Genomic DNA, 25,144 nt, shown 5'->3' on the forward strand with positions numbered 1-25,144 from the left:
TCGCCTACTGCCCGCAGCGCAATGGCAAACGCTCATAGTTCAGCGCCTTATCGCGCGCGGGCAACGCATAGGATGCCTGACATTGCTGGTCGCCCCAGCGAATCGTCAGCTTGCCCTGCTCTTGCTCGACCAAGGCCAACGCCTTGCCGCTCGGGTCGGAGATCGCCAGTTGCTTGCCCTCGGCATCTTCCAGCGCGGCACCGAACGGGATCTTGCCACCTTGGCTGTCGGACAGCTCGAACTGCACGCGGCGCCCGGTCTTGCCGGCGTAACGCGCCAGCACCACGGCGCCGCGCCGGGGTACCAGTTGCTGGGTGGCATTGTCGATCTCGATATCGGCGCCCAACTCTCGGGTATCCAAGCTGATCCAGTTGACTCGATAGGGCTGTGCGCTCGGGATCACCGCATAGCCATTGCGCCCGGTCTCGACGCCGCTGTAGCTGCTGATCTTGGCACCACGCACACCCGAAACCTCCACCAACGCGAAGGTTTCGCCCACGGTCTGGCCGAGGTTGATGCCACCTTGATGGGCCACCACTGAACCTGAGACGTTCAGGCTCTGCGAGTCGTACCCCCTGCCCTGGCTGTAGCCGACGCTGACATCGGCAACCGATGTCCGCGTGCTGACGTTGGCCGAGGCCGAACGCCCGCCCCCATCGCTGCTGCCGGCCTGCAGCGAATAGAACGTGTCGGCGCTTTCGTTGAAGTAGCCATTGATACCGGCCTGGGTGTTGTTGCCGCTTTTCTGCGAACTGGTGGTGACGAACGCCCGCGGTGCACGTGGGCGAGTACCGAGCGGGAACGACACCGACAGGCTGACCTGGGTGTCGGTGCCGCCAGCGCCGCTGCTCAGGTCCTGTGTCTGGCTCCAGGTGAGGTTGTAGCTGGCATCGCCCCAGTTGTTGCCATAGCCGGCCGAGAAGCTGCGCGATCCGCCGCGGTTCCAGTAGCGCTGGTCGCTGGCGTTCAGGTAGAGGCTGCCCAGTTGTCGATCCGCGCCCAGGCTCTGGTTGATGGTCAAGTCGGTGCGGGTCTTGGAGTGCCCCGAGCGCAGCAGCGGGCCGCTACTGAGGTCCTCGATATGGTTGCTCAGCGTTCGGTAGCCTTCGGTGGAATAGCGGTAAGCCGCCAGGGTGAAACTGGTGGCCGTGCCGGTGAAGGTCTTGGCATACAGGGCACGCAGGCTGTTGCCCGTCTTGCGCTCGCCCTGGGCCTGGCTGCTGGAATGGGTGATGTCCAGCGACACTGCGCCCAGCGAGGTATTTCGTCCTACGCCTAAGGCCAGCGCCTTGTACTGATCGGTGGCCTGGACGCCGACGATGCCGGTCAGGTTGCTGTCGATGCCATAGGCCAGGTTGGCGCTGAGCATCTGCGGTGTGGCCAGCCCTTCGCTGTTGCTGTTGTAGCGACCGGCCGAGACGCTGTAGCGCACCTGCCCTTCACGGACCATGATCGGCAAGCTAGAGAACGCCTGCTGGGTCACCCGCCGGCTGCCATCGGCCTCGATGACGGTGATCTGCAGGTCGCCGTTTGAGCCGCTGGGATAGATGTCGCTGATTTCAAACGGGCCAGGAGGCACGTTGGTGGTGTACAGCAGGTAATTGTCCTGGCGGATCTCCACCGTTGCGTTGGTCTGCGCCACACCACGAATAATCGGCGCATAGCCACGCTCGCTGTCTGCGCGCATGCCGTCGTCGGATTCAAGCTTCAGGCCCCGGTAGCGCACGCTGTCGAACAGCTGCGCATCGGAGAAGATGTCCCCTGCGCTGAACTGTCCTTTCAGGGCCGTGACATCATGCTGCAAGTAGCTGCGGTTGCTTTTGAAGGTGTCCGGGCGGCCAGTGCCGCTGCTGAAGTTGGACTCGTTGCGCAACCGCCATCCGCCCAGGTTGATGCCATTGCGCAGGCCCAGGTTGGTGTTGTAGCGGGTGTCGGTGCTGCCAGCGTTGCGGCTGGTACTCATCTGGTAGTTGACGAAGGCCGCCGGCACCCCGTTATCCCACAGCTGCGGATCGACGTAGCCGCGTAGACCGCGCTGCATGGCCACCTGCGGCACGCTGATTTCCAGGCGCAAGCGACTGGCATCGAAACTCACGGCGGCCTGGTCGATGAGCGCTGAGAGGTCCTGGCAGGCCTGAACATTTTCAAGATCAAGCTTGGCCTGGGCCTGGAGCTTGTCCAGGTCGATCCCCAACTGCTTGAGTAGCTCGACGGTCAGGCACGGTTCGACGCGGCCACTGGTGGGGTTGCGTTGAAAGTCAACGTCCCGTCGCCCGACCAATACTTGGTTGCTGTACAGGTCGACACGGTAGCTACCGGGCAGCACACGAGTGCCGGCCAACAGAAGTTGTAGATCGACCGATGAGGCCGCGCCCTGCAGGAAAGAGGTATTGAAGGCCAGCAACTGCGGTTCGGCAACCTGCTGGGAAGCTGCATCGGCGTGTACACAGGCGCTGTGAATGGCCAGAGACAAGGCGGCGAGCTTGAGCGGCGCGGGTGCACGGAAGCATCCCCGGTTGTCGAACGGCAGAAACATGCGTGGAAACCTTTCATCCGTGGCAAATACCGGGCACGGCGATGCCGCGCGTGCGCCGGCATGCGCCCAAGATATTTGAGGGTGTTAAGAAGAAGCGGCGGGCTCGACAGCCTTGGCCTTGACCACAGTGCTCGGCATCAGCGCCGCGTGGTACTCGCTCTGCGCCCCATAATCGTTGATGCTGCGAAAGGACAGGTTCGCCGGTGCATCGGCCAAAACCTTGGCCAAGGCAAAGGTCCGGGTCTGTCCGGGCGCGATCATCGCCGAATCGGCCGCCAGCGTTCGCTGACCATTGGCCGTAACCGTGAGGTCGGCCATCGACACGTGGTACAGGCTCGGATTAGTCACCGACAGGACTGTGGAGGCGCCCTCGCGGGTCAAGCGCCAGCCCAGCTCCGTCGGCGCCTGCAACGCATCGCCAGGCAGCCCGGCCGGTCGGAAGAACACCTTGATGCGCTGGCGCACGGCCAGTTGCAGTGTGTTGGCCTTTTCGCTGGCCTGAGGGATTTCCTGGACATTGAGCCACACGACCGACTCGCGATCCTGAGGTAAGCCTGTCCCTTCATAGAGGATTCGCAGCAATTGCTGCTGCTTGGCCATGACCCTGGCCAAGGGCGGTGTCACCGCGAACGGGACCGTATGGTGCTGGTCGTCGTCACTGTCGATCCACGACTGGATCAAGACGTCCTGGCCGCCATTGCGCACGGTCACGTTGGCTTCCTTGTGGGCGCCGTCGAACACCACACGTGTGGCGCTCAACGAAATGCCGGCCATCGCCGGAGGCGCTAGGAGCATGCCCAGTAGGCCCAGGCAGGCAATGAGTCTGGGAGTCAACATGTGCAATCACCCCGTTTATCTAAGCGGACGGCGAGGCCCTGAGGCCTCGCGCGTACAGAACCCTGGGTGACGACTTATTCGTACTGCAGGATGAATGGCAGGGTGGCATCACCGCGACCGGCGGTGGCAGTGCCCTCGGCGCCGGTGGTCACGTAGGCGGCCGAGAAACTCAAGGTGGCATCGCCGCCCGCTGCGCCGACACCATGCATGCCGCTCTGGATAGTGGCAGTGGTCTTGCTGCTGAGGTCGATCTTCGCCCCAGTGCTGTCGAGCAGTGCGATACCGACGTTCTTGGCTGCGCCACTGCCTGGAGTCAGTGCCAGCACGCCCTTGCCGGTGACGATACCGGAGCCGCCGAGGATGGTCGGGTCGAAGACCATGGAAACCTTGGTGCCCAGGTTGCAGTTGACGTTGAGGTTGAAGTCCTTGCTGGTGACACGACCCGAGGCTGGAGCTTCGGCGCTACCCATGTCTTTGATCGAAACGTTGCCCATATCCACAGAGATCACGCGATCGGCATTGGCGCCGTCGACCGAGCACGCGTCATTGTTGATGACGCCGCTGAAGCTGATCTTGCCGCTGCCACCTTGTACAGGAACCGGTGGTTCTCCTGCGGCCAAAGTGCCCATGGAAGTAACGAGTGTCGACAGTGCCAAAGCGGCGAGTGAATAGTTTTTCATGATGATGTCCTAGTTGAAATGTGCTGCAGTGAACTGCCAGAACACATTAATAAACCCGGACACCTATCCCCATAAGACGATCCTGATAAGCTCCGCCGAGCGTCAATTAAACAGACGCCGCTCCAGGCAATAAGCCAATAGTGCCTGGTCATTATCGACTTCAAGTTTGCGCATGGCCGAGACTTTTTGCGCACTGATTGTCTTGGGGCTGCGGCTGAGGCTAAGGGCAATATCACCCACGGTCTTGCCGGCCACGAACAAGCGCAACACTTCACGTTCTTTGAGCGACAGCGTTTCCAGGCGCTGGTCAGTGTCCAACCCCGAATCAACCACTGAGGCTCTGGGCGCCTGAGGGCTCAAGTACGGGCGTTTGCCGCGAATCGCCTTGAGCGCGCGCTCGATCTCGGTGTGCAGATGATTCTTCTGAATGACGCCCACCACACCCAACTCGTGCAGGCGCTCAAGAATCATCGAGCTGGATATCATCGTCAATATCAACACTTGAACTGCGGGGTAGTGCCGTTTGAGATAGTCGATCAACTTCAAGCCGTCGCCATAGGGCGAGTCATCCGGCATGTTGTAGTCGGTAATCACCAGGTCGACTGGTTGTTCCTGCAGTAATGCGATCAATGCGCTGGAACTTACCGCCTCCCCGACCACGCAAAAATGCGGGTCCCGTTCGACCAGTTCACGAACGCCAAACAACACGATGGGATGATCGTCGGCAATGATGACCTTGAGTTTTTCCATAAAGCCTCAGGCGAGTGGATGAACAGTCTGGTTAATGTTACTTGAGCGCGTCGATCATTGCCGCCAAGCGTTGAATGACCTTTCGGACCTGTAGGTGTGCGGCCTCATCGTACGCCTGGTCGGCGAGCAACACCTCAAGCGCGATGCAATGTTGCGCCAGGCTGCTCGCCTGTACCGCGCCCAGCGCGCCGGCGATGCTGTGCAGTTGTCTACCGAGCGCCTGCAGGTCGCCCTGCTCCAAGGCGGTCTCCAGTGCCTGGATGTCCTGGGTCATGGTCTCGATGAACAGGGCGCGCATGGCCGGCGATAGCTTCGCCAGCACATCCTCGTGCTGCTCATCCGTGGTGTGGGCTTGCGGCACCACGGGTTCCTGCTTGTCGCCCTGCCAGTGTGGCCGGCACAGTTTGAGCAGTTGGCTGCGCAACGTCTGCAAGCTCAGCGGCTTGACGATCCAGGCATTCATGCCCACCTCTAGGCAACGTGCGCCCTCCTCGCGCATCGCGTTGGCGGTGACACCGATGATCGGCAGCTCAGGGTCCTGTTCACGCAGTGCGGTGGCCAGCTCATAGCCATTGACGACTGGCATGTTCACATCGGTCAGCACGAGGTCGAACACTTCCGGCTGCCATAGCTGCAGGGCGTGTTCGCCATTGCGTGCAACCACGACACTGCAACCCAGCGCCTCGAGCTGCTCCTTGAGGATCGCCTGGTTGATCGGGTTATCCTCGGCCACCAGGATGTGCAAGCCTAGCTCGTTATCGGTGCCGGCCTGCCGCTGCACAGCAGGTTCCATCTGCCCCTGGTTGATCCGACAAACCGCCCGGGCTATGGCCTGGACATCGTGCAGGCTCATGTCCCAGTCGCCGCGCCCGGCTTGCGCCGAGTCGGTAGCATGGCAACGAATGCGCGGGCCAGGCCAAGCTGGCGCCGTTTCATCGGGCAGCACATCGACCAGCACCGCCCGCGCAGGAATTGCAGCGGACGTAGAGGGCGCCAGATGGGCACGCAGTCCCAGGCGATTGAGCCAGTCGCAATGGTGCTGCGCCAGCTCCGGAATCGGCGCGCGGACGAACACCGGCATCGCCGACGGCACGCCTTCGGTAAGCGAGGGCAACGCGTCCGTCACCACCGGCAAGGCAAGCCGCAGCGTGAAGCTGCTGCCCAGGCCCGGCTCGCTGACCACTTTCATCTGCCCGCCCATCATTTCGCTCAGCCATCCGCAGATCGGCAGGCCCAGGCCGGCGCCGCCCTCATTGGAGCCTCCATGCACCTGATAGAACAGCTCGAACAGCCTGGCCTGCTGCGAGTCGGACAACCCGATGCCGGTATCGGCGACCTGCCATTCCAGGTGCACCTGGCCCTCGGCGCAGTCGAACACCCGGGTACGCAGCACAACGCGGCCACTGTCGGTGAACTTGATAGCGTTGCTGAGCAGGTTGTTGAGGATCTGCCGAATCCGGATCGGGTCGCCAAATACCCGCTGTGGCAGCCGGGCATCGGTGCAGCCGTACAGCAGCAACCCTTTACGCTGGGCAAAGGCTGAATAGGTGCGCAGGGTGTCTTCGATCATCTCCAGTGGACAGAACTCCACGGGCTCCAGGGCCATCTGCCCCGACTCGATCTTCGAAACATCGAGCACGTCGCTGATCAGCTGGAACAGCGTGGCCGAAGAGCGCTGGATGGTCTGTAGGTAGGCTTGCTGGCGAGGCGCCAACGGCGTCAGGCCGAGCAGCTCCAAGGTGCCCAGCACCCCATACAGCGGTGTGCGAATCTCATGACTCATGGTGGCCAGGAACAGTGTCTTGGCCTCGTTGGCCGCAGCCGCCGTGCGCCGGGCGTCTTCCAGCGCCCGGGCATCCTCGACATGACGCGTCACGTCATTGAAGGCATAAAGCCGTACATCCTGGCCCTGGTAGCGAGTGGCGACGAAACCAACCTGCAGATGCCGTCCCTCGATCTCGAGCGCATGCTCGGCCCCCTCGCCGCTGTCCTGCCAATGGTCCAAAGCTGCCACCAACGCCGCGGTCCCTTGCCACTGCCTTGCGCGCTGGTTTTCCAGCAGTACCTTGCGATCTGCCCGGCGCACCACACACAGCCCTGTGGGGGCAGTATCGATGACCACACGGCTGAAGGCCTCGCTCTCGGCAATGGCGGCGTGGGCCTGGTTGGCCGGCAGGATCACCTGGCGCCGATACCAGCGGCTCGCCGCCCAACCCAGGCCGCCCAGGCCGGCCAGCCCCGCGCCTAGACTGAGCAACGAACCCAGCGCATAGCGGAAAAAGCTCTTGAAGCCGATGGTGTAGATCGCCGTCCAGGCTGGCCCGTCGTGGTTGACCAGCTTGAACACCAGCCCGTCGGACTTGAGGTTGAACCCCTCATGCAACGTCATCTCGGGACGCAGGATGCCCGAGAGCACTTACCCCGACGGGGTGACCAAGGTGAAACGGTCATACACCGACCAGTCCATGGTGCGCTGAAAATCATTGGCATGGGTCAGGTCGAGCATTACCGCAGCCGTGGCGTGCGGACCGGAATCCTTGATGCGCAGCTGTTCAGGCAGCAAATCGAGGTTGGCATAGGCCAGCACGCGCGCGGCAACCACCCCGTTTCCGGGGCTGCCATAGGCGCGCCACTTGACCTCGGGGCCATCGCCCTGTGGTGCCTGGGCGCGAACCATGTCGAACATCTGGCCGATTGGCTCCCGTGTACCCGTACCGGTACTGTGCTCACCTCTCGCGGGCACGGCCACGTCGAAATCGCCCTGTCGATTGAACAGGAAGGCTTGGGGAGACTGGAAATGCGAAGTGGCCCAAAAGGCGCTGTAATAAGCGCTCAGGTGCGCTGCGAGGACAGCAACCTGGGCGGCCTTGTCAGTGTCCTCGGCATGAGTGGCGAGCCTGACACTGAACGGCATCGAGAAGGGATTCTCCTGACCACGGTACATGCCATCGCCTTCCCATTGACGCGGCTCGACCCCGGGCATCTGGGCTGCATCGCGGGGCATCAACTCGCCGCGCAGGCTACGCTGGCGCAGCGAGGTCAGGAACAGCTCCTGCTCCTGAATGTTTTGCATCAGCCGGGTGAAGTGGAAACGCACCGTGTCGTGGTGCTCCTCGATCAGCCGCTGGAACGACCAATAGGTGGTGCTCACCAGCAGCACCGCCACCCCGAGCAGCACCATGATGCCTTTGCTCAGGCGCGACGAGCTGCGGGTGAGATTGTCCAGAAGCGCGTTGGAGTGTTTCATCAAAGGGTCCGTGGGCCAGCAATACGCGTAAGGGTGGGAGTCTACCTCCTAAGCTAGGCGCGAGCGTTGCGCCAGGTCCGATTAATGGCTCATTGCCGGTCCATCGACCTTCAGCAAATGCAGGAACTGGTCCAGGGACACCGCATGGGAAATCAGGAAGCCCTGCACATGGCTGCACTCCAGCCGGCGCAGCAAAGCCAGTTCCTCAGGTTTCTCCACACCCTCGGCGACCACGTTAAGGCCCAGCCGGCGGCCAAGGGCGACAATGCTGGCCAGGGCGCAGGCCAGGTTGTCGTTCTCGTGGCAGCCCTGCACCAACGCGCGATCGATCTTGAGCTCGGTGAACGGCGTAGACACCAGATTCATGTAAGAGCTGTAGCCCTTGCCGAAATCATCCTGTGAAAGGCCGAAGCCCTTGATGCGCAGACGGCAGGCGCCCGCGTAGTAGTTGCTCACCTCGTCAGGAACGGAGCATTCCATCAGCTCGAAGCAGATCCGGGCTGGGTTGCCCCCATGGTGCAATACGAATTCCAGCAGACGGTCAGCCAGGTCATGACTGTTGAGCAGGTGGGTCGGCAGGTTGATCGACACGGGCAAGTCATAACCCCGGGCGCGCCATTGGGCCTGGGCGTCCAGGCTCTGCTTGAGCATCGACCACAACAGGCGCTCCTCCAGATCGAAGGCCCTGAGCGCTGGCAGAAATGCCCCTGGCAACAGCACACCGTGCTCGGGATGTATCCAGCGCACCAGAGCCTCGGCGGCGACGATACGGCCGGTGCTCAAAGACTTCTTGGGTTGGAACCAGGCCTGGAACGCCCGGTTGTTCAGGGCTTCGAGCAAAGTCTGGCGGTCATAATCGACTGCCTGCGGTGTGGCATGGGCGGGTGTTCGCCGCTGCTCGCGCAGTTGCTCGACGACAGCCCTTAGCGCCTCGGGCGTGACAGGCTTGGACAACAACCCCACCACGTCCACGCCAAGATGTTTGGCCGCCAAGCTTGCGGCCATCAGCATCCGCCGTGATGCCGCGCTCATGATCGCCAGGCCTGTCCTGCCTGGCAGTGCTGCCAGGTGCTGGATGAACTGCACACCGTCCATGCCTGGCATCAACAGGTCCGTAAGGATCAGGTCATAGTCGCGCTGCTGCAGGCGCAACAGCGCCTCGGTGCCGTCCCGGGCGGTGTCCACACGCAGCTCGCCCAGTTCATTGAACAGGTGCTGCAGGTACATGCACTGGAACGGGTGGTCCTCGACGATGAGGATTTCAAAGGCTCTCATGGGCGTTTCCTTGGTAGGCGGCCAGGCAGTGGTACAGCGTCTGCAACGTGAAGGGCTTGACCAGGCAGTGATTCATGCCGGCGGCCAGGCACAGCTCCTCCTCGCCGCGCAGGGCATTTGCCGTGGCACCGACGATGGGTACGGTGCAGCCTCGCCGGCGCAGGGTTCTGGCCAGTTCGTAGCCGTTGACCCGGGGCATGTTGACGTCGCTCAGCACCACATCGAACGCCCCCTGATCCCAGCAGCGCAGGGCCTGCTCGCCGTCGCCAGCGAGCACTACGGTGCAGCCGAGTTCTTCGAGCTGATCACGCAGAATCAACTGGTTGATGATGTTGTCCTCGGCCACCAGAATGCTCAGGCCAAGGTGGCGGATCTGGGGGCCAGCGCTGCGCGTCTGATCACCTGCCACCCAAAGCCCTTGGGCCTGGCAGATGGCCTGGTGTAATGCGACCAGGTGGCTGAGGTTGACGTGCCAGCTTTCGCCGTCCTGGCGCGGTTCGCTGCAGCCATCGGCGCTGGCTAATACCCGGCGTCCATTCCATTGCGGCACCAGCTGAGTGTCCAACCTGCCGGGATGCGCCTCGAGCAGGACCCCGCCTGCACTCATCGATACCGGCTGCCCGACCTGGGCCCGCGCGCCCCAGCGCCGCAACCACCCTGCCAGGCTCTCGGCCAGCTCGCGCAGCGGCGACACCACATGGATGCGCTCGGCCAACAGGTTGCAGGGCAAAGCCGCCTCGTGGGTGCGCAAGGACTCCTCCAGCGGCAACAGCAAGGTGAAGCTGGTGCCCAAGCCGAGTTCGCTGACCATACGCATCTGGCCGTTCATCAATTGCGTCAGGCGCTGGCAGATCGGCAGGCCCAGGCCAGTACCCGCCACCCCTTGGATGTTGCCTGCGGTCTGATAGAACAAGTCGAAGATCAATGGGTGTTCTTCCTCGGCGATGCCACGCCCGGTGTCGGCGACCTGCCACAGCAGACAGGAACGCTCTCCCTCCCGGTGCGACAGGCGCACACGCAGCACAACGCGGCCATAGTCGGTGAACTTGACGGCGTTGCTCAGCAGGTTATTCAGGATTTGCCGGATGCGCGCACGATCCCCCAACAGCCGCAGCGGCAGTTGCGGATCGAGGCAGGCATAGAGCTCCAGGCCCTTGCCCAGGGCCGCGGCGCTGTAGCCCTGGATCACCTCGTGCACCAGCTCCAGCGGGGAAAACTCACTGACCTCCAGGGCCAACTGGCCGGCTTCGATTTTCGAGACATCCAGCACATCGCAGATCAACTGCAACAAGGTGGCCGAAGAGCCTTCGAGCGCTTGCAGGTAGTCGCGCTGTTGGGCATCCAAATGTGTACGCGACAACAGCTCCAGCGTCCCCAGCACGCCATACAGCGGTGTCCGGATCTCATGGCTCATGGTGGCCAGAAACAGTGTCTTGGCTTCGTTGGCCGCATCCGCCGATTGCCGCGCCGCTTTGAGCGCCGCCTCCACCTGCTTGCTGGCGGTGACGTCATTGAAAGCACACAGCAGCACATCCTCTCCTTTGTAGCGGGTGGGCACACTGCTAAGGTGCAGGTGACGACCGCTTGAGGTCTCGAAGGTCTCGCCATGGGGAGCTTCGGGCGCGTCGAATGCCTGGCGGATCCAGCCTGGGCAGAGGATCTCCCGGTCCAATCCCTTGCCCAGCCACTGCTGGGCCAACGAATTTTCCAGCACCATCTGACCGTCACTGCGGCGCAGTACGCACAGCGCCACCGGCGCGGCCTGGATCACGTCACGGCTGAACGCCTCACTTTCGATCAGCGCCTGGATCCGATGGATGGTCGGGGTGATCAGGCGCTGCTCGAAGCGGCGCAGCAACAGCACGATCAATAAAATATTGAGCAGACAGAACAGCAAAGTGCCGAGCAACTGCTTCCACAGCCCCTGCAATACGTCGATAAGATCGATCGAATAGACCAGCTGCCAGTCCGAGGACATCAGGTTCTTGCGGATGACCAGATGATCCGGAAACAGGCCGTCGCCGACGAAACCGAAAAAATTGTCGCCCCGGCGCTCCAGCAGCGATCGGCTCAAGCGCGCGCCCGGCATGTTGCTGAACACCAGCATTTCATCGGCGTTGAGCATCATGAATTCGCCGGCGCTCTGGTCGCTCAGCGCTGCCGACACGGCCCGGCTGTCCATCTCCAGGCCCAGCCAGCCGGAATCGGCATCCTCTTCGTCCAGGCGCTTGAAGATATACAGGTGCGTGGCCTGTTGATCCTGATCGGTCAGCCACAGTTCTTGTAGCGGTGAGCCATCGTCGTCGCGCAACGCCTGCAATTGCTCGAGAATGCGGCGAGGCAACGCCGGCTCTGCGCCGGACGGGCTGAACAGGCGCACGCCGTGGTCATGCGCCCCATTACCCACATACAAAAGACTGACCTGCTGTGCCCTGAGGTAGTCGCACATGCGTCGGGTCAACCAGATGCTCCACTGCTTGCCGGCCGCATCGCCTAGTTGCAGGTGAACCTCCTCAAAGGACGGCAGGTAGACCAGCGGCTCGGCCTGCCAGCCCTTGCGCACGGCCGACAGGCTCAGGCTTTCGAGCAATGCTTCGCGGGTAGTGAAGAAGGTGTGCGCCTCGGCGATGGCACTGCTCATGTAGCCGCGGCGTTGGGAAATGTCGTTATTGAAGGTGAACAGCAGGAAGTTGTAGGCACCGCTGAGGATGCCGACCGACAGCACGATCGCGAACACCCGAAGCAGTCGGCGGACGGCTTCGGGACTGGAAAGCAAAGGGCTGATCTGCAACAGGTAGCTTTTTAATCTCATCCGCCGAATCTAAGATTCGAGCTGGCCAATGGACATCAGACGATCCTTAGTTCCGACGCATACTGCCTGCCATCTCCCATGGGTCTGGCTCCTCTTCTTGCCAGTCCACGGCTCGAGCAAGCGTCGATCAAAGCCTCAAGGTTAAGGCCAGGCCATCCGGCGCCCCATGAGACGAATCCTAATGTGCTGACTTCGCCTGAGGACAATGCCAGTCTCCCCTACCCCAGGGGTTAACCCTTCGACGGGATAGGAAAGCATTCGGTACGCGCCTACATTCGCCCTACCCCTTTTGCAGCGCGATAACAAGGATTACAAATGCAGCTCGTACGTCCCCCAGCCCTCGGCCGTCGCCTGGCCACGCTCGGCCTGGCCGGGCTCCTCAGCCTCGATGCCGTCGCCGCCGGTGCACCCACCGTGCATTTCTACAACTGGTCCGACTTCCTGGCACCGGAAACGCCCAAGGCCTTCGAGCAGGCCACCGGCACGACCTTGGTGCTGGATGCCTTCGACAACGCCGAAGTCATGGAAAGTAAGCTGATGGCCGGCCATAGCGGGTATGACGTGGTGATGGTGCCCGACGACCTGCTGCCCAACTTCATCAAGGCCGGCGTGCTCGCGCCGCTGGACCTCGCCCAGTTGGGCAACCGCTCGCACCTGGACGAGCAGCTGATGCGCAAGCTCGCCACCAACGACCCGGGCAATCGCTACGCGGTGCCTTACATGTGGGGCACCACCGGTATCGGCTACGACAAGGCTAAGGTGACCCGACTGCTGGGCAAGGACGCGCCGGTGGATTCCTGGGACCTGGTGCTGCGCAAGGAGAACATCGAAAAGCTAAGCGCCTGTGGCGTGGCCATGCTCGATGCGCCGGTAGAGATCCTGCCGATCGCCCTGCACTACCTTGGCCTGCCCGCCAACAGCCGCAACCCGGACGACTACCGCAAGGCCGAGGAACTGCTGCAGGGCATCCGTCCCTATGTGCGCTATTTCGATTCGTCGAAGTTCACCACGGACCTGGCCAATGGCGACATCTGCGTGGTGGTAGGCTGGGGCGGCTCGGTGTACAGCGCCAAGCAGGCGGCCGAGCGGGCCAACAATGGCGTGCAGGTGACCTACAGCATCCCCCGCGAAGGCGCGCCCATGTGGATCAACAACATGGTGGTGCTCAAGGACGCCCCACACCCCGAGCAGGGGCACGCCTTCATCAACTACATGATGCGTCCGGAGGTGGTGGCCAAGTCATCCGACTATGTGGGCTACCCCAACGGCAACAAGGACGCACTGTCCCTGGTCGATCCACGGCTGTTGAAAGACCCGGCGGTCTATCCACCGGCTGAGGTGATGGGCACGTTGTTCACCCTGGAGACGTTGCCGCTCAAATACGAGCGGATGCGCACACGGACCTGGAGCAAGATCAAGAACGGGACCTGATGCGAATCCGCAGGGCAACGCCGTTCCTGCAGAGCGGCTTGAGCCGCGAACCTGTGAAAGGGCCGCAGCGCGGCCCCGAGGGCTTAGATACCGTCGCGCGCCAGGTCCATCGCGAAGTAGGTCAGGATCAGGTCCGCACCAGCACGCTTGATCGAGCCGATGCTCTCACGCACCACGCGGGCTTCGTCGATGGCACCGGCCAAAGCACCGAACTTGATCATCGCGTACTCGCCGCTGACCTGATACGCCGCCAACGGCAAGCGCGAGGCGGCGCGGATGTCGGCAATGACATCCAGGTAGGCACCGGCCGGCTTGACCATCAGCACATCCGCCCCTTCCTGCTCGTCGAGCAACGACTCGCGTACGGCCTCGCGGCGGTTCATCGGGTTCATCTGGTAGCTCTTGCGGTCACCCTTGAGTGCGGTGCCGCCGGCCTCGCGGAACGGGCCGTAGAGCGAGGAAGCGAACTTGGTCGAGTAGGCCATGATCGCGGTGTCATGGAAGCCTGCGCCGTCCAGGGCGCTGCGGATCGCCTGGACCTGGCCGTCCATCGCCGCCGACGGGGCGATGAAGTCGGCACCGGCCGCCGCGGCCACCACCGCCTGCTTGCCCAGGTTGGCCAGGGTGGCATCGTTGTCCACGCCGTGATCGTGCAGCACGCCGCAATGGCCGTGGCTGGTGTATTCACAGAAGCAGGTGTCGGACATCACCACCATTTCCGGCACCGTGTCCTTGCAGATGCTCGCCATGCGCGCCACCAGGCCGTTTTCGTTCCAGGTGTCGCTGCCCGTGGCATCCAGGTGATGCGAAACGCCGAAGGTCATCACCGACTTGATACCGGCACGGGCATAACGCTCGATTTCACGGGCGAGCATCTTCTCAGGAATGCGGTTGACCCCCGGCATGCTGGTGATCGGGACGAAATCATCGATACCCTCTTCGACGAAGATCGGCAGGATCAAATCGTCAAGGCGAAATTCGGTCTCCTGGAACAGCGTACGCAGGGATTCGTTCTGCCGCAGGCGACGAGGGCGGACAGTGGGGAAGTTCGACATTGGAGCTCCAGACAGTTTTGCTTGCTGCCACCTTAAGTCGTAGGGCCGCCACTGAAAAGTCTTGACGCAAAGAATATCTGTTGCGCGCCGGGCAACAAACCGGGGCAGACGGCCTGCGCCGCCCTCCCCGGCGTCCGCTCAGCGACAATCGGTCGCAATCATTTGGCCAGCGGGTACAGCGCCTCGTCGAATTGCGAAAGCTTGGGGAACTCAAGCGGCAGGTCGTCCGACAGGTGCTCCAGGCGCTGCTGGTAGTCGCGCAAAAAGCCCTTGCGTGCTTCATCGCTGATGTAAGGCACGTGCCAGGCCACGAACGGCGGCAGCACCTCCAGCCCCACGTACGCCAAGGTGCCGCGCAGGATCGGCCGGAGCATGTCTTCCAGCGGACCATGAATCGCCCCTTCGCCGAACATGTGCTCGCGCCCGCCAAGGGTCACGGTGACCAGCGCTTTCTTGCCCACCAGCCCGCCTTGGTCGTAGAAACGCTTTCCGCCATAGCAAACGCCGGACACCAGCACCCGGTCGATCCAGCCCTTGAGCATGGCCGGCGCCGAGAACCAGAAGATCGGGAAGTTGAGCACCAGCAGGTCCGCCCACAGCAACTTGTCCAGCTCGGCCTGGATGTCCGGGGCGATCGAACCGCTCTTGACGCCCAGGCGCTGCTCCAAGGCATAGACCAGGTAGTCGGGGTTTTCGCGTTTGCCGAAGTCCTCGGCGCTGGCCACCGGGTTCCAGTCCATCGCGTACAGGTCGCTGACCTGCACCTGATGCCCCTGGGCCTTGAAGGTTTCCACCGCCTGGTCACGCAGGGCGGCGGTGAAGGATTGCGGCTCGGGATGAGCGTGGACGATCAGTACATTCATGAAGGTTGTCCTTGCACAGGTTGCAGGTTGGAGTCTCCGGCGCGGCGGGCCAGCAGGCGGTCGAGCCAGTCAGGGTCCATTTCCGGTTCGGAGGAGAACAGCAGCCCGGTGTAGTCGCGATACGGCGGCGAGAAGATGGCCTCGCGGCTGCCGTGATCGACCACTCGGCCGCGTTGCATCACCATCACTTCGTCGGCAATGGCGCGTACCGTGGCCACGTCGTGGGTGATGAACAAGTAGGAAACGCCCAGTTGCCGCTGGATGCGATCAAGCAGCTTGAGCACGCCCTCGGCCACCAGTTGATCGAGGGCCGAGGTGACTTCGTCGCAGATGATCAGCTCAGGCTCAGCCGCCAGGGCCCGGGCGATGCAGATGCGCTGCTTCTGCCCGCCGGATAGCTCGCGGGGCTGGCGGTCCATGTACTTGGCCGGGTCCAGTTCGATCATCTCCAACAGCTCAGCCACGCGCTGGCGCAAGGCCTTGCCCTTGAGGCCCAGGTAGAAGGTCAGCGGACGGCCGATGATGTCGACGATGCGCTGGCGGGGGTTCAAGGCGGTGTCGGGGATCTGGTAGATCATCTGGATCCGCCGCAACTGCTCCTTGCTGCGCTGGCGATAGTCCGCTGGCAGCGCCTGGCCGTCGTACAGCACTTGCCCACTACTGGCCGGCAACAGGCCGGTGATCAGCCGCGCGGTGGTGCTCTTGCCGCTGCCCGACTCGCCGATCACCGCCAGGGTCTGGCCCCGATGCAGCGTGAGCGACACCTCATGCAGCACCGGCTGGGCGCCGTAGCTGGCATTGGCCTTGCGCACCTCAAGCAAGGGCTGGGCCTGGGGTGGGCGCGCTTTGGGCTGGGTGTGGAAACTGCGCACCGCCCATAGCGAGCGGGTGTAGTCCTGGGTGGGGGTTTGCAGCATGGCGCGGGTCTGGGCCTCTTCCACCAGGCTGCCGTGACGCAACACCATGATGCGATCGGCGATCTGGGCTACCAGCGCCAGGTCATGACTGATGTACAGCGCGGCGCTGCCATAGGTGCGCACGGCATCGCGAATGGCCGTCAGCACTTCGATCTGGGTGGTGACGTCCAGGGCCGTGGTGGGCTCGTCGAAGACGATCAGGTCCGGATGACAGGCCATGGCCATGGCGGTCATCACCCGCTGCAGTTGACCACCGGAGACCTGGTGCGGGTAGCGTTGACCGATGTGCTCGGGGTCCGGCAGGCGCAGCACCCGGTACAGCTCCACCGCTTCGGCCTCGGCCTTGGCCCGGTCGATGCCACCGTTCTTCACCGCCGTCTCGATGTGTTGGTCGATCAAACGGTGGGCCGGGTTGAACGATGCTGCCGCGCTCTGTGCCACGTAGGCGATGCGCAAGCCGCGCAGACGGCGCAAGGTCTCGGGCGCTGCGCCCACCAGCTCTTGGCCATCGAAACGCACCGAGCCGCCGCTGATGCGACAGCCGTCGCGCACGTAGCCCATGGCCGCCAGGCCCAAGGTCGATTTGCCCGCCCCCGATTCGCCGATCAGCCCCAGCACCTCGCCTCGCGCCAGGGTCAGGTCGATGCCCTTGATCAGCGGGTGCCAGGCATCGTCGTGGTGGCCGTCGATGCGCAGATTACGGATTTCCAGCAATGATTGGCTCATGTTCAGCACTCCTTGAGGCCACTGGCCGTGTGCAGCACCCAGTCCACGACGAAGTTCACGCTGACGGTGATCAGCGCCACGGCCAGCGCCGGCAATAGTGGGCTGACGTCACCGAAGGTGATCAGCACGGCGTTGTCACGCACCATGCTGCCCCAGTCGGCGGTCGGTGGCTGGATACCCAGGCCCAGGAACGACAAGGCACTGATGAACAGAAAGACAAAACAGAAGCGCAGGCCGAACTCGGCGATCAACGGCGCTGCGGCATTGGGCAGCACCTCGCGGCTGACCAGCCACCACAGTCCCTCCCCGCGCAGGCGCGCGGCCTCGACGAAGTCCTGTACCACCACTGTCATTGCCACCGCCCGAGCCAGGCGGAACACCCGGGTGGCATCGAGCAGCGCGATCACCAGCACCAGCGAAGTGGCCGTGGTGCCGACCACGCTCAGGATCAGCAAGGCGAAGATCAACTGCGGGATGGCCATCAACACATCTACCAGGCGCGACAGGCCCTGGTCGATCCAGCCGCCCTTGATCGCCGCCACCAGGCCGCAAAAGCCGCCCACGGCAAAGGCCAGGGCAGTGGTCAGAAAAGCGATCCCCAAGGTATTGCGCGCGCCATAGACCAGACGGCTGAACATGTCGCGACCCAGGTTGTCGGTGCCCAGCAGGAACTGCCCGCCCCAGGGCGCGAAGCCCTCGCCCACCACCTCGGTCTCGCCGAATGGCGCCAGTACCGGAGCAAACAATGCCACCAGCACATACAGGACGATCACCAGCAAACCGAACTTGGCGCTCAGCGGCGCACGCTGCAATTGCTTGAACAGGCTCATCGGCTACCCCTTCGGATGCATCAGGCGCGGATTGCTGGCGATCGACAGCACATCGGCACTGGTGTTGAGCAGAATGTAGGTGGCGGCGAAGATCAGGCTGCAGGCCTGCACCACCGGGATGTCGCGCTTGGCGACAGAATCCACCAGCAGTTGGCCCAGGCCTGGGTAGACGAACACCACCTCGACCACCACCACCCCCACCACCAGATACGCCAGGTTCAACGCCACCACGTTGATGATTGGCGCCAAGGCGTTGGGCAAGGCATGGCGGAAGATGATTCGCGCCGGCGAGATGCCCTTGAGCCGGGCCATCTCGATGTAGGGGCTGGCCAGCAGGTTGATCAGCGACGCACGGGTCATGCGCATCATCTGCGCGACCACCACCAGGGCCAGGGTCAGCACCGGCAGCAACGAGCGCTCCAGCACTTCGCCCAGGGAGGCATCAGGCGACAGGTTGGAAATGCTCGGCAGCCAGGCCAGCTTCACCGCGAACACCAGGATCAGGATGTAGGCGACGAAGAACTCCGGAAACGACACCGCCGTCAGCGCACTGGTGTTGAGCAACCGGTCGAACCAACTGTTGCGGTACAGCGCCGCCAGCATGCCCAATAGCAAGGCCAGCGGCACCGAGACCAGCGCCGCCAGCAGCGCCAGGCTGAAAGTGTTGCCCAGTCGCGCGCCGATCAGCTCTGCGATCGGCCGCTGGTTGGCCAGCGATACACCCAGATCACCGTGCAACAGCTGCCAGGCCCAGTGGCCGAAGCGGCTCCAGGCCGGCATGTCCAGCCCCAGTTGTGCCCGCAGCGCCGCGACGGTTTCAGGGGTGGCCGCCTGGCCCAGCATGGCCTGGGCGACATCGCCAGGCAGCATGCCCACGGCCAGGAAGATGATCACCGAGACGGCCAGCAGCGACAGCAGGCCCAAGGCCAGGCGTCGCGCGAGTAATGAACCAAGACTATTCACCATGGGCTCCTCGTGCAGTAACGAAAGGGATCAGGCCTGCCACCAGCGCTCGATCAGCCGCAGGCCATCGAGTTCGCCATAGGGCGCGGTGACCCCGCCGTGGGTGACCCGACGCGAACGCGCCGCCACTGAGCTTGCGAACAGCGGCACGATGGCGCCGCCGTCGTCGCGGCATAGGGCCTGCATTTCGTTGTACATCTCCTGCCGCAGCGGCGCGTTCATCTCGCCACGGGCGGCATTGAGCAGCTGGTTGAAGCGGGCGTTGTCCCAGTGTGTCTCGTTCCAGGCTGCGCCTTTTGCATAGCCGATGCTGAACATGCGGTCGGCGGTCAGGCTGCTGTACCAGAACGAAGTGGTGAACGGCTGCTTCATCCATACGTTGGTGAAGAAGCCATCGGCCGGTTCGCGCACCACATCGATGTCGATACCCGCCTTGCGCGCCTGCTCCTTGAACAGCACCGAAGCGTCCACCGCGCCGGTATAGGCGGCGTCCGAAGCCTGCAAACGCACCTTGAGCGCGTCCAGCCCAGCCTGGCGCAGATGGAAACGGGCTTTGTCCGGGTCGTAGGCGCGCTGTTCGAGCGCCGGGTTGATGAAGCGGCTGCCCGGCTGGATCGGATGGTCGTTGCCGATCTGGCCGTAGCCATGCAGCACTGAAGTCAACAAGGCCTGGCGGTCGATGGCGTACTTGAGCGCCAAACGCACGTCGTTGTTCTTGAACTGGGTGCTGTCGCAGAGCATGGGGAAGGTGTAGTGCTGGGCGCCCTTGGTCTCTTCGATCACCAACTGCGGGTTGCGCTTGAGCAGCGCCACGGTCTTGAGATCGACCTTGTTGATCACGTCCACCTGGCCGGTGACCAGGGCATTGACCCGCGCAGCGCCATCGGCGATGGCCAGCAGTTCGGCGCTGGCAAAATGCGCACGACCGGGCTTCCAGTAGTTCGGGTTGCGCTCCAGGTCCATGCGCACGCCTGGCTCGAAGCGCTTGAGGCGGTAGCCGCCGGTGCCGTTGCCGGAGCGCCAGTCAGCCACACCGTCCTTGGCCGGCATGATCACCAGATGGTAATCGGCGACTACATAGGCGAAGTCGGCATTGCCCGAATGCAGCTCGAACACCACGGTGTCGTTGCCCTGGGCGCGGACCTGGGCGACATCGCCGAGCACGGTCTTGGCCGCCGAGGTGGATTTTTCGCCCAGGTGGTGCTGGATCGAGGCGACCACATCGTTGGCGTCCAGGGTCTTGCCATCGTGGAAGGTGACGCCCTGGCGCAGGGTGAAGGTCCAGACCTTGGCGTCGGGGCTGGACTCCCAGCGCTCGGCCAACTCTGGAATCGCCGTGCCGTCGACGCTGATTTCGCTCAGGGTGTTGTATACGGCCGAGAACCCGACAAACGTAAACGTATCGCTCCACGAGCCTGGGTCGCCGGAATCAGTGGTGCTGCCACCCGCCAGGCCCATGCGCAGGACGCCGCCGGCCTTAGGGGTGCCCTCCTCGGCCCAGCCCGACATCGGCAGGCCCAGCGAGAAGGCGCCGGCGAAGGTGGCCGCCGCCGCGCTGTACTTGAGGAAATCCCGACGCGGCAGGCCGCTATCGGGCATCGCTTGAGTGATCTTGTTCTTGTTATCGCTCATGGCATCGCCTCTGTTGAACCGCCAGGAAAGGTCTTGTTCGCCCGACGACCAAATATTTGTAATTGTCATCGTGACAAATACATTAGACTCAATGCCACGCCCCTGCCAAGTGAGATTTTCACAGGGGTGTAGACTTCGGTTTTTACCCAGGGACCTTTGCCGATGAGCCAGTCGACTCGCCTGATCACCGCCTCGTACATCCTCTCGTTCGTGGCCGCCAACGCACCGCAGAAACTGCGTACGGAGACCATCGCCAAGTGGGTCAAGGTCCATCCGGCACGGGTGCGCAGCCTGGCCTCGCAACTGGTCAAGGCCGACATTCTCAAGTCCTGGCGTGGCGCTCATGGCGGCCTGACCCTGGCCCGCCCGGCCAGCGAAATCACCCTGCGCGAGGTGTACGACGCGGTGCAGGAAAGCTCATTGATCGCCGAGAAGATCGACAACCCGTTTTCCGGGATGGAGGATCACTGCAAGGTGTACGAGGTGTTCACCCGTCTGTTCGCCATGCTCGAGGCGAACATGCGCCTGGATCTGGGGGCGATCACGGCCGATCAATTGTTCGTGGCGTTCGACAGGCCCGTGGAGGATGTGGCGGCGGGGTGATCCTTCCCTTCGCGTCCTCTTCACGGGTAAACCCGCTCCCAAAGGTTCACCGTTGCCCTAAAGCAGCGAGGTTGCTGTGGGAGCGGGTTTACCCGCGAATGGGCTGCACAGCAGCCCTCCGGTCTCAGAGCTGAACCGCCTTCACTTCGATGAACTCACCCAACCCCTCCTCGCCCCATTCACGCCCGTTTCCGGACTGTTTGTAGCCGCCAAACGGTGCCCGGTAGTTGAACCCGCCACCGTTGACGAAGCACTGCCCGGCACGCATCTGTCGGGCCAAGGCCAGCCCACGCTCGCGATTGCCCGCCCACACTGCGCTGGACAAGCCAAACGGCGAGTCGTTGGCCATCGAAATAGCCTGCTGCTCATCGGCATACGGGATCAGGCACAGTACCGGCCCGAAGACCTCTTCCTGGGCGATGCGCATGCGGTTGTCGACATCGGCGAACAGCGTCGGCGCAACGTAGAATCCACGCTCGAACCCAGGCGCCGAATCACCACCGCACAGCAACCGCGCGCCCTCTTCCTGCCCCAGGCGGATGTAGTCGAGCACCGTGCGCCGCTGCCCTGCCGAACACATCGGCCCCAGAAAACTCTGCGGATCACGCGGATCGCCCATGACCAGCGCACGCGTCTCGGCCAAGGCGATCTCCAAGGCCTCGGCGTAGCGCTCGACCGGCAGCAGCATGCGGGTCAACGCCGTGCACGTCTGTCCGGAGTTGATCATCACGTCCTGCACACCATGGCGCACCGCCGCTTCCAGGTCGGCGTCGGCGGTGATCAGCAGCGGCGACTTGCCGCCCAGTTCGAGGCACACCCGTTTGACCGTCGGCGCCGCCGCCTGGGACACCCGCACCCCAGCGCCGGTAGAGCCGGTGAATGACACCATGTCCACTTGCGGATGCCGGGCCAGCGCCTCGCCCACCTTCGACCCCGGCCCGCTGACCAGGTTGAACACCCCGGCAGGCAGCCCGATGGCGTCGATCATCTCAGCCAGCAAGAAGGCGTGCAGCGGCGTCTCCTGGCTCGGCTTGACCACCACCGTGCAACCGGCAGCCAAGGCCGGTGCCAGCTTGCCGATCATCTGGTGCAGCGGGTAGTTCCACGGGTTGATGAAGGCACACGCGCCCACCGCCTCGCGGTACACCAGCGAGTTACCGACTTCACGCACCTCATCCATCAAGCCAGCCAGTTCGACATACTGCTCCAGCCCTTCGATTGGCCCGTCGACCTGCACCATCTGGCACCACTGCACCGGCATGCCCAGTTCGCTGGTGATCACATCGGCCATTTCTCCGGCCCGCGCACACAATTGCTCGGCCAAGGCACGGATATAGCCTGCACGCCGGCTCGATGGCGTGCGCGACCAGTCAGCGAACGCCCTTCGCGCCGCATTCACCGCCCGCTCCACATCCTGCTCGTCACCCAGCGGCACACGGCCGATGGCAACTTCGCTGGCCGGGTCGATGACCTCGGCCATCCCCTGCCCGCTCGGCACCTGCCAGGCGCCGTCGATGTACAGCCGCGCGTACTCACGCATGGGTCTGCTCCTTCATCAGTTCGGCGGCGCACCGGGCGATGCGTCGGCACGCCTCTTCCAGCGCCTGTGCACCGACCACCAGGCCAAGGCGGATATGCCCGGCAGCGCTCGGGCCGAAGGCCTCGCCCGCCAGTACCGATACACCCTGACTATCCAGCAGGCGGTCGGCGAAGGCTTGGGCACTGAGGCCGGTTTCTCGGATATCGACCATCACGAACATGCCCCCATCAGGCTTGAGCGCCTTGATGCCCGGGCAACCAGCCAGACGCTCGCAGACCAGGTCACGGCGCTGGCGGTACGCCAGGCGCATTGCCTCAAGCTCCGGCAGCTGTTGCTCCAGTGCCGCCACCGCAGCGTCCTGGATGAAGTCGGGCGAGCCGTAGAGCATGCACAGGGCCAGATTTTCCAGATGGCCCGCCAGCGCGGTCGAACCCACCACCCAGCCCACCCGCCAGCCGGTCATCGCGTGCGACTTGGACAGGCTGTTGAGGGTCGCCGTGCGTTCGGCCATGCCCGGCAGGCTGCCGGGGCTGACATGCTCGCCGTCATACAAAAGCTCGCTGTACACCTCATCGGAGATCAGCCACAGGTCATGGGCGATGCACAGCTCGGCCAGCGCCTCCCAGGTGGCGCGCGGCAGGCTCGCGCCCGAAGGGTTGTGCGGGCTGTTCAGTGCCAAGGCACGGGTACGCGGGGTGATACGTGCCGCCACATCCTCGGGGCACACGCGGAACCCGTTCTCAGGCTTGACCGGCACCGGCACCACCGTCGCGCCACAGTCGCCGAACACGGCCTCGTAGGTCACGTACATGGGTTCGGCGACGATCACCTCGTCGCCCGGATCGAGCACGCACTGGGCCACGCAAAACAACGCGCACTGCGCACCGGCCAGCACCGTGACCTGGTCGGCGCTCACCGCCTGGCCGCTGCGTTGCTGGTGGCGACGGGCAATGGCCTGGCGCAGGGCCAGCTTGCCGCGTACATCCGAATAATGGGTGTGGCCATCGCGCAGGCTATCGATGGCCGCCTCGACGATGGGCGCCGGCGTGTCGAAATCCGGATCTCCCACCGACAGCAACAGGACGTCCTTGCCCTCGGCCTGCATCGCAAGGGCGCGGTAGTGGATGTCCCAGGCGGCGGCGCCGTCGCCGGCGATGCGTTGGGTCAGCTTGGCAAAGCGCATGAGCGTCTCCTATGAAGGCGTCAGTCGACGAGGATCTTCGGGTTGGCACTGCCCCAGACCGTGTAGAGGTCGGCCAGCAGCGCGTCATTGATTTCTTCCATTTCGCTCTGGGTGATTTCACCGCCCGCCTGCTTGCCGAACAGCACCACCTCGTTGCCATTCTTGACGTCAGGGAAATCGGTGACATCCACCATCAGGGTGTTCATCGACACCTTGCCTACCACCGGCACACGGTGACCGTTGATCAGCACATGGCCTTTGTTGGTGAACACCCGGCGATAGCCATCGGAGTAGCCGACGGTGATGTTGGCCAGGCGCGAATCGCGGCTCAGGGTGAAGGTGCGGTCATAGCCGACGGTGTTGCCGGCCGGGTAACTGTGCACGGCCGCCACGCGGGACTTGAACTGCATGGCGCGGCGGTACTCGGTGTGGCTCGGCACGGTGTCGCCGAACAGCGCGCCGCCGGTGCGTACCATGTCCAGGCGCGCTTCGGGCACCTCCAGGGTGGCGAAGGAGTTGGCCGCGTGCAGGGTCAGCTTGCGGCGGTCGAGCTTGGCATGCTTGATCAGCCAGTCGCTCTGCTCCTTGAAGGCGGCCAGGCCCTTGCGCACGTCGTCCTTGTCTTCGACGGCGAAGTGGGTCATCAGCGCGACCAGTTCCAGGTTCGGCTGCTCGGCGATCTCCAGTGCTTCACCACGGCCCGACCAACTGGCCATTTCCACGCCGTTGCGGCTCATCCCGCTGGAGTTCAGGGCCAGGTGGATACGCAGGGTCTTGCCGTGGCGCTGGGCGATCGCCGCCACCTGGCGGGCGAACTCAGCGCTGCCGACCAACTCGTCCATGTTGTACTGCAAGGCGTCTTCCACCTCGCTCACGCTGGCCAGGCGCACCCGCACCAGTTGCCCTTTGAAGCCGCTGGCACGGACCACACGGGCTTCCTCGTTGCTCGCCACCGCCACGCACGGCACATCCAAGGCGATGATCGAGGGCATTACCAGACCAATACCGTGGCCATAGGCGTCAGCCTTGAGCACCGCGCACAGCTTGGATTTACCGTTCAGTTCTGCCTGCAGGGTCCGGATGTTGTGTTCGATGGCGCTCTTGCTGATCTCGACCCAGGCGTTACTGTTCTGGATGGTCAGGGCGTTGATGCCGTTGTCCATCGACAACGGCGGTGCGGCGTACAGCGGGGCCTGGGCGGCCAGCAGGGCCAGGGAGGCGGCAAGAAGGGTACGACGGAATGGCATCATGCTTGTTCTCTATT

Annotated in this window: 17 protein-coding genes and 1 pseudogene; 2 read left to right on the plus strand and 16 right to left on the minus strand. The window is 63.5% G+C overall.

Translation table 11 applies throughout. From position 1 onward, the window contains the following. Positions 1–4 precede the first annotated feature (4 nt). From R6G97_RS06505 to R6G97_RS06535, 7 genes and pseudogenes are all read right to left on the minus strand, one after another. Complete coding sequence (locus R6G97_RS06505; protein WP_182943242.1) at positions 5–2,536, minus strand: fimbria/pilus outer membrane usher protein; 2,532 nt, start codon at positions 2,534–2,536, stop codon at positions 5–7. An 84-nt stretch (positions 2,537–2,620) separates the two neighbouring features. Then, positions 2,621–3,373: a fimbrial biogenesis chaperone gene (locus tag R6G97_RS06510; protein WP_167358055.1), complete on the minus strand. Its 753-nt coding sequence runs from the start codon at positions 3,371–3,373 to the stop codon at positions 2,621–2,623. A 74-nt stretch (positions 3,374–3,447) separates the two neighbouring features. Then, positions 3,448–4,053 (minus strand): fimbrial protein, encoded by a 606-nt coding sequence (locus tag R6G97_RS06515; RefSeq protein WP_043213948.1) that lies wholly within the window; start codon positions 4,051–4,053, stop codon positions 3,448–3,450. A gap of 102 nt (positions 4,054–4,155) precedes the next feature. Beyond that, positions 4,156–4,803 carry a response regulator gene (locus R6G97_RS06520; RefSeq protein WP_043213950.1) on the minus strand — a complete coding sequence of 216 codons (648 nt, stop codon included), beginning with the start codon at positions 4,801–4,803 and terminating at the stop codon, positions 4,156–4,158. Positions 4,804–4,840: 37 nt separating this feature from the next. After that, positions 4,841–8,050 (minus strand): annotated as a pseudogene (locus tag R6G97_RS06525) (response regulator). An 81-nt stretch (positions 8,051–8,131) separates the two neighbouring features. Beyond that, positions 8,132–9,325 (minus strand): EAL domain-containing response regulator, encoded by a 1,194-nt coding sequence (locus tag R6G97_RS06530; protein WP_043213953.1) that lies wholly within the window; start codon positions 9,323–9,325, stop codon positions 8,132–8,134. Further along, entirely contained in the window at positions 9,312–12,137 is a 2,826-nt protein-coding gene (locus tag R6G97_RS06535) for an ATP-binding protein (RefSeq protein ID WP_317847914.1), read from the minus strand. The genes R6G97_RS06530 and R6G97_RS06535 overlap by 14 nt, the downstream gene beginning before the upstream one ends. A 315-nt stretch (positions 12,138–12,452) precedes the next feature. On the opposite strand from R6G97_RS06535, the gene R6G97_RS06540 reads away from it, so the two are divergent. Beyond that, positions 12,453–13,568 (plus strand): polyamine ABC transporter substrate-binding protein, encoded by a 1,116-nt coding sequence (locus R6G97_RS06540; RefSeq protein WP_052352496.1) that lies wholly within the window; start codon positions 12,453–12,455, stop codon positions 13,566–13,568. Between the two features lie 83 nt (positions 13,569–13,651). On the opposite strand, the gene hemB is transcribed toward R6G97_RS06540, so the two are convergent. From hemB to R6G97_RS06570, 6 genes are all read right to left on the minus strand, one after another. Then, entirely contained in the window at positions 13,652–14,623 is a 972-nt protein-coding gene (gene hemB / locus R6G97_RS06545) for a porphobilinogen synthase (RefSeq protein WP_317847915.1), read from the minus strand. A 158-nt stretch (positions 14,624–14,781) separates the two neighbouring features. Beyond that, positions 14,782–15,486 carry an NAD(P)H-dependent oxidoreductase gene (locus R6G97_RS06550; protein ID WP_102081671.1) on the minus strand — a complete coding sequence of 235 codons (705 nt, stop codon included), beginning with the start codon at positions 15,484–15,486 and terminating at the stop codon, positions 14,782–14,784. Continuing rightward, a complete protein-coding gene (locus R6G97_RS06555) occupies positions 15,483–17,129 on the minus strand; it encodes an ABC transporter ATP-binding protein (protein WP_317847916.1) in 1,647 nt (548 codons plus the stop codon). The genes R6G97_RS06550 and R6G97_RS06555 overlap by 4 nt, the downstream gene beginning before the upstream one ends. Before the next feature lie 2 nt (positions 17,130–17,131). After that, positions 17,132–17,959, minus strand: coding sequence for an ABC transporter permease (locus R6G97_RS06560; RefSeq protein WP_043210859.1), 828 nt, complete (start codon positions 17,957–17,959; stop codon positions 17,132–17,134). 3 nt (positions 17,960–17,962) lie between these two features. After that, positions 17,963–18,925: an ABC transporter permease gene (locus tag R6G97_RS06565; RefSeq protein ID WP_232111562.1), complete on the minus strand. Its 963-nt coding sequence runs from the start codon at positions 18,923–18,925 to the stop codon at positions 17,963–17,965. A gap of 27 nt (positions 18,926–18,952) precedes the next feature. Then, entirely contained in the window at positions 18,953–20,554 is a 1,602-nt protein-coding gene (locus R6G97_RS06570) for an ABC transporter substrate-binding protein (protein WP_043210857.1), read from the minus strand. Between the two features lie 162 nt (positions 20,555–20,716). Here R6G97_RS06570 and R6G97_RS06575 point away from each other — a divergent pair, with 162 nt between their 5' ends. Beyond that, positions 20,717–21,157: an RrF2 family transcriptional regulator gene (locus tag R6G97_RS06575; RefSeq protein ID WP_090342763.1), complete on the plus strand. Its 441-nt coding sequence runs from the start codon at positions 20,717–20,719 to the stop codon at positions 21,155–21,157. Between the two features lie 124 nt (positions 21,158–21,281). Here the strand turns inward: R6G97_RS06575 and R6G97_RS06580 are convergent, their stop codons facing one another. From R6G97_RS06580 to alr, 3 genes are read right to left on the minus strand one after another with little or no spacing between them, the layout of a single operon-like run. Next, positions 21,282–22,697, minus strand: a complete 1,416-nt coding sequence (locus tag R6G97_RS06580; RefSeq protein WP_317847917.1) for an aldehyde dehydrogenase family protein — start codon at positions 22,695–22,697, stop codon at positions 21,282–21,284. Continuing rightward, entirely contained in the window at positions 22,690–23,880 is a 1,191-nt protein-coding gene (locus R6G97_RS06585; protein ID WP_317847918.1) for a pyridoxal phosphate-dependent aminotransferase, read from the minus strand. Before R6G97_RS06585 ends, R6G97_RS06580 begins: the two co-directional genes overlap by 8 nt. Positions 23,881–23,900: 20 nt before the next feature. Then, positions 23,901–25,127: an alanine racemase gene (gene alr / locus R6G97_RS06590; RefSeq protein ID WP_043210868.1), complete on the minus strand. Its 1,227-nt coding sequence runs from the start codon at positions 25,125–25,127 to the stop codon at positions 23,901–23,903. Positions 25,128–25,144 lie beyond the last annotated feature (17 nt).

The organism is Pseudomonas sp. HTZ2 (genome assembly GCF_033173945.1).
Classification (GTDB): Bacteria; Pseudomonadota; Gammaproteobacteria; order Pseudomonadales; family Pseudomonadaceae; genus Aquipseudomonas; species Aquipseudomonas guariconensis.

Excerpts from the sequence above, each read along its gene's own strand:
- R6G97_RS06505 (WP_182943242.1), bottom strand. The coding sequence starts at position 2,536 with ATGTTTCTGCCGTTCGACAACCGGGGATGCTTCCGTGCACCCGCGCCG.
- R6G97_RS06510 (WP_167358055.1), bottom strand. The coding sequence starts at position 3,373 with ATGTTGACTCCCAGACTCATTGCCTGCCTGGGCCTACTGGGCATGCTC.
- R6G97_RS06515 (WP_043213948.1), bottom strand. The coding sequence starts at position 4,053 with ATGAAAAACTATTCACTCGCCGCTTTGGCACTGTCGACACTCGTTACT.
- R6G97_RS06520 (WP_043213950.1), bottom strand. The coding sequence starts at position 4,803 with ATGGAAAAACTCAAGGTCATCATTGCCGACGATCATCCCATCGTGTTG.
- R6G97_RS06530 (WP_043213953.1), bottom strand. The coding sequence starts at position 9,325 with ATGAGAGCCTTTGAAATCCTCATCGTCGAGGACCACCCGTTCCAGTGC.
- R6G97_RS06535 (WP_317847914.1), bottom strand. The coding sequence starts at position 12,137 with ATGAGATTAAAAAGCTACCTGTTGCAGATCAGCCCTTTGCTTTCCAGT.
- R6G97_RS06540 (WP_052352496.1), top strand. The coding sequence starts at position 12,453 with ATGCAGCTCGTACGTCCCCCAGCCCTCGGCCGTCGCCTGGCCACGCTC.
- hemB (WP_317847915.1), bottom strand. The coding sequence starts at position 14,623 with ATGTCGAACTTCCCCACTGTCCGCCCTCGTCGCCTGCGGCAGAACGAA.
- R6G97_RS06550 (WP_102081671.1), bottom strand. The coding sequence starts at position 15,486 with ATGAATGTACTGATCGTCCACGCTCATCCCGAGCCGCAATCCTTCACC.
- R6G97_RS06555 (WP_317847916.1), bottom strand. The coding sequence starts at position 17,129 with ATGAGCCAATCATTGCTGGAAATCCGTAATCTGCGCATCGACGGCCAC.
- R6G97_RS06560 (WP_043210859.1), bottom strand. The coding sequence starts at position 17,959 with ATGAGCCTGTTCAAGCAATTGCAGCGTGCGCCGCTGAGCGCCAAGTTC.
- R6G97_RS06565 (WP_232111562.1), bottom strand. The coding sequence starts at position 18,925 with ATGGTGAATAGTCTTGGTTCATTACTCGCGCGACGCCTGGCCTTGGGC.
- R6G97_RS06570 (WP_043210857.1), bottom strand. The coding sequence starts at position 20,554 with ATGAGCGATAACAAGAACAAGATCACTCAAGCGATGCCCGATAGCGGC.
- R6G97_RS06575 (WP_090342763.1), top strand. The coding sequence starts at position 20,717 with ATGAGCCAGTCGACTCGCCTGATCACCGCCTCGTACATCCTCTCGTTC.
- R6G97_RS06580 (WP_317847917.1), bottom strand. The coding sequence starts at position 22,697 with ATGCGTGAGTACGCGCGGCTGTACATCGACGGCGCCTGGCAGGTGCCG.
- R6G97_RS06585 (WP_317847918.1), bottom strand. The coding sequence starts at position 23,880 with ATGCGCTTTGCCAAGCTGACCCAACGCATCGCCGGCGACGGCGCCGCC.
- alr (WP_043210868.1), bottom strand. The coding sequence starts at position 25,127 with ATGCCATTCCGTCGTACCCTTCTTGCCGCCTCCCTGGCCCTGCTGGCC.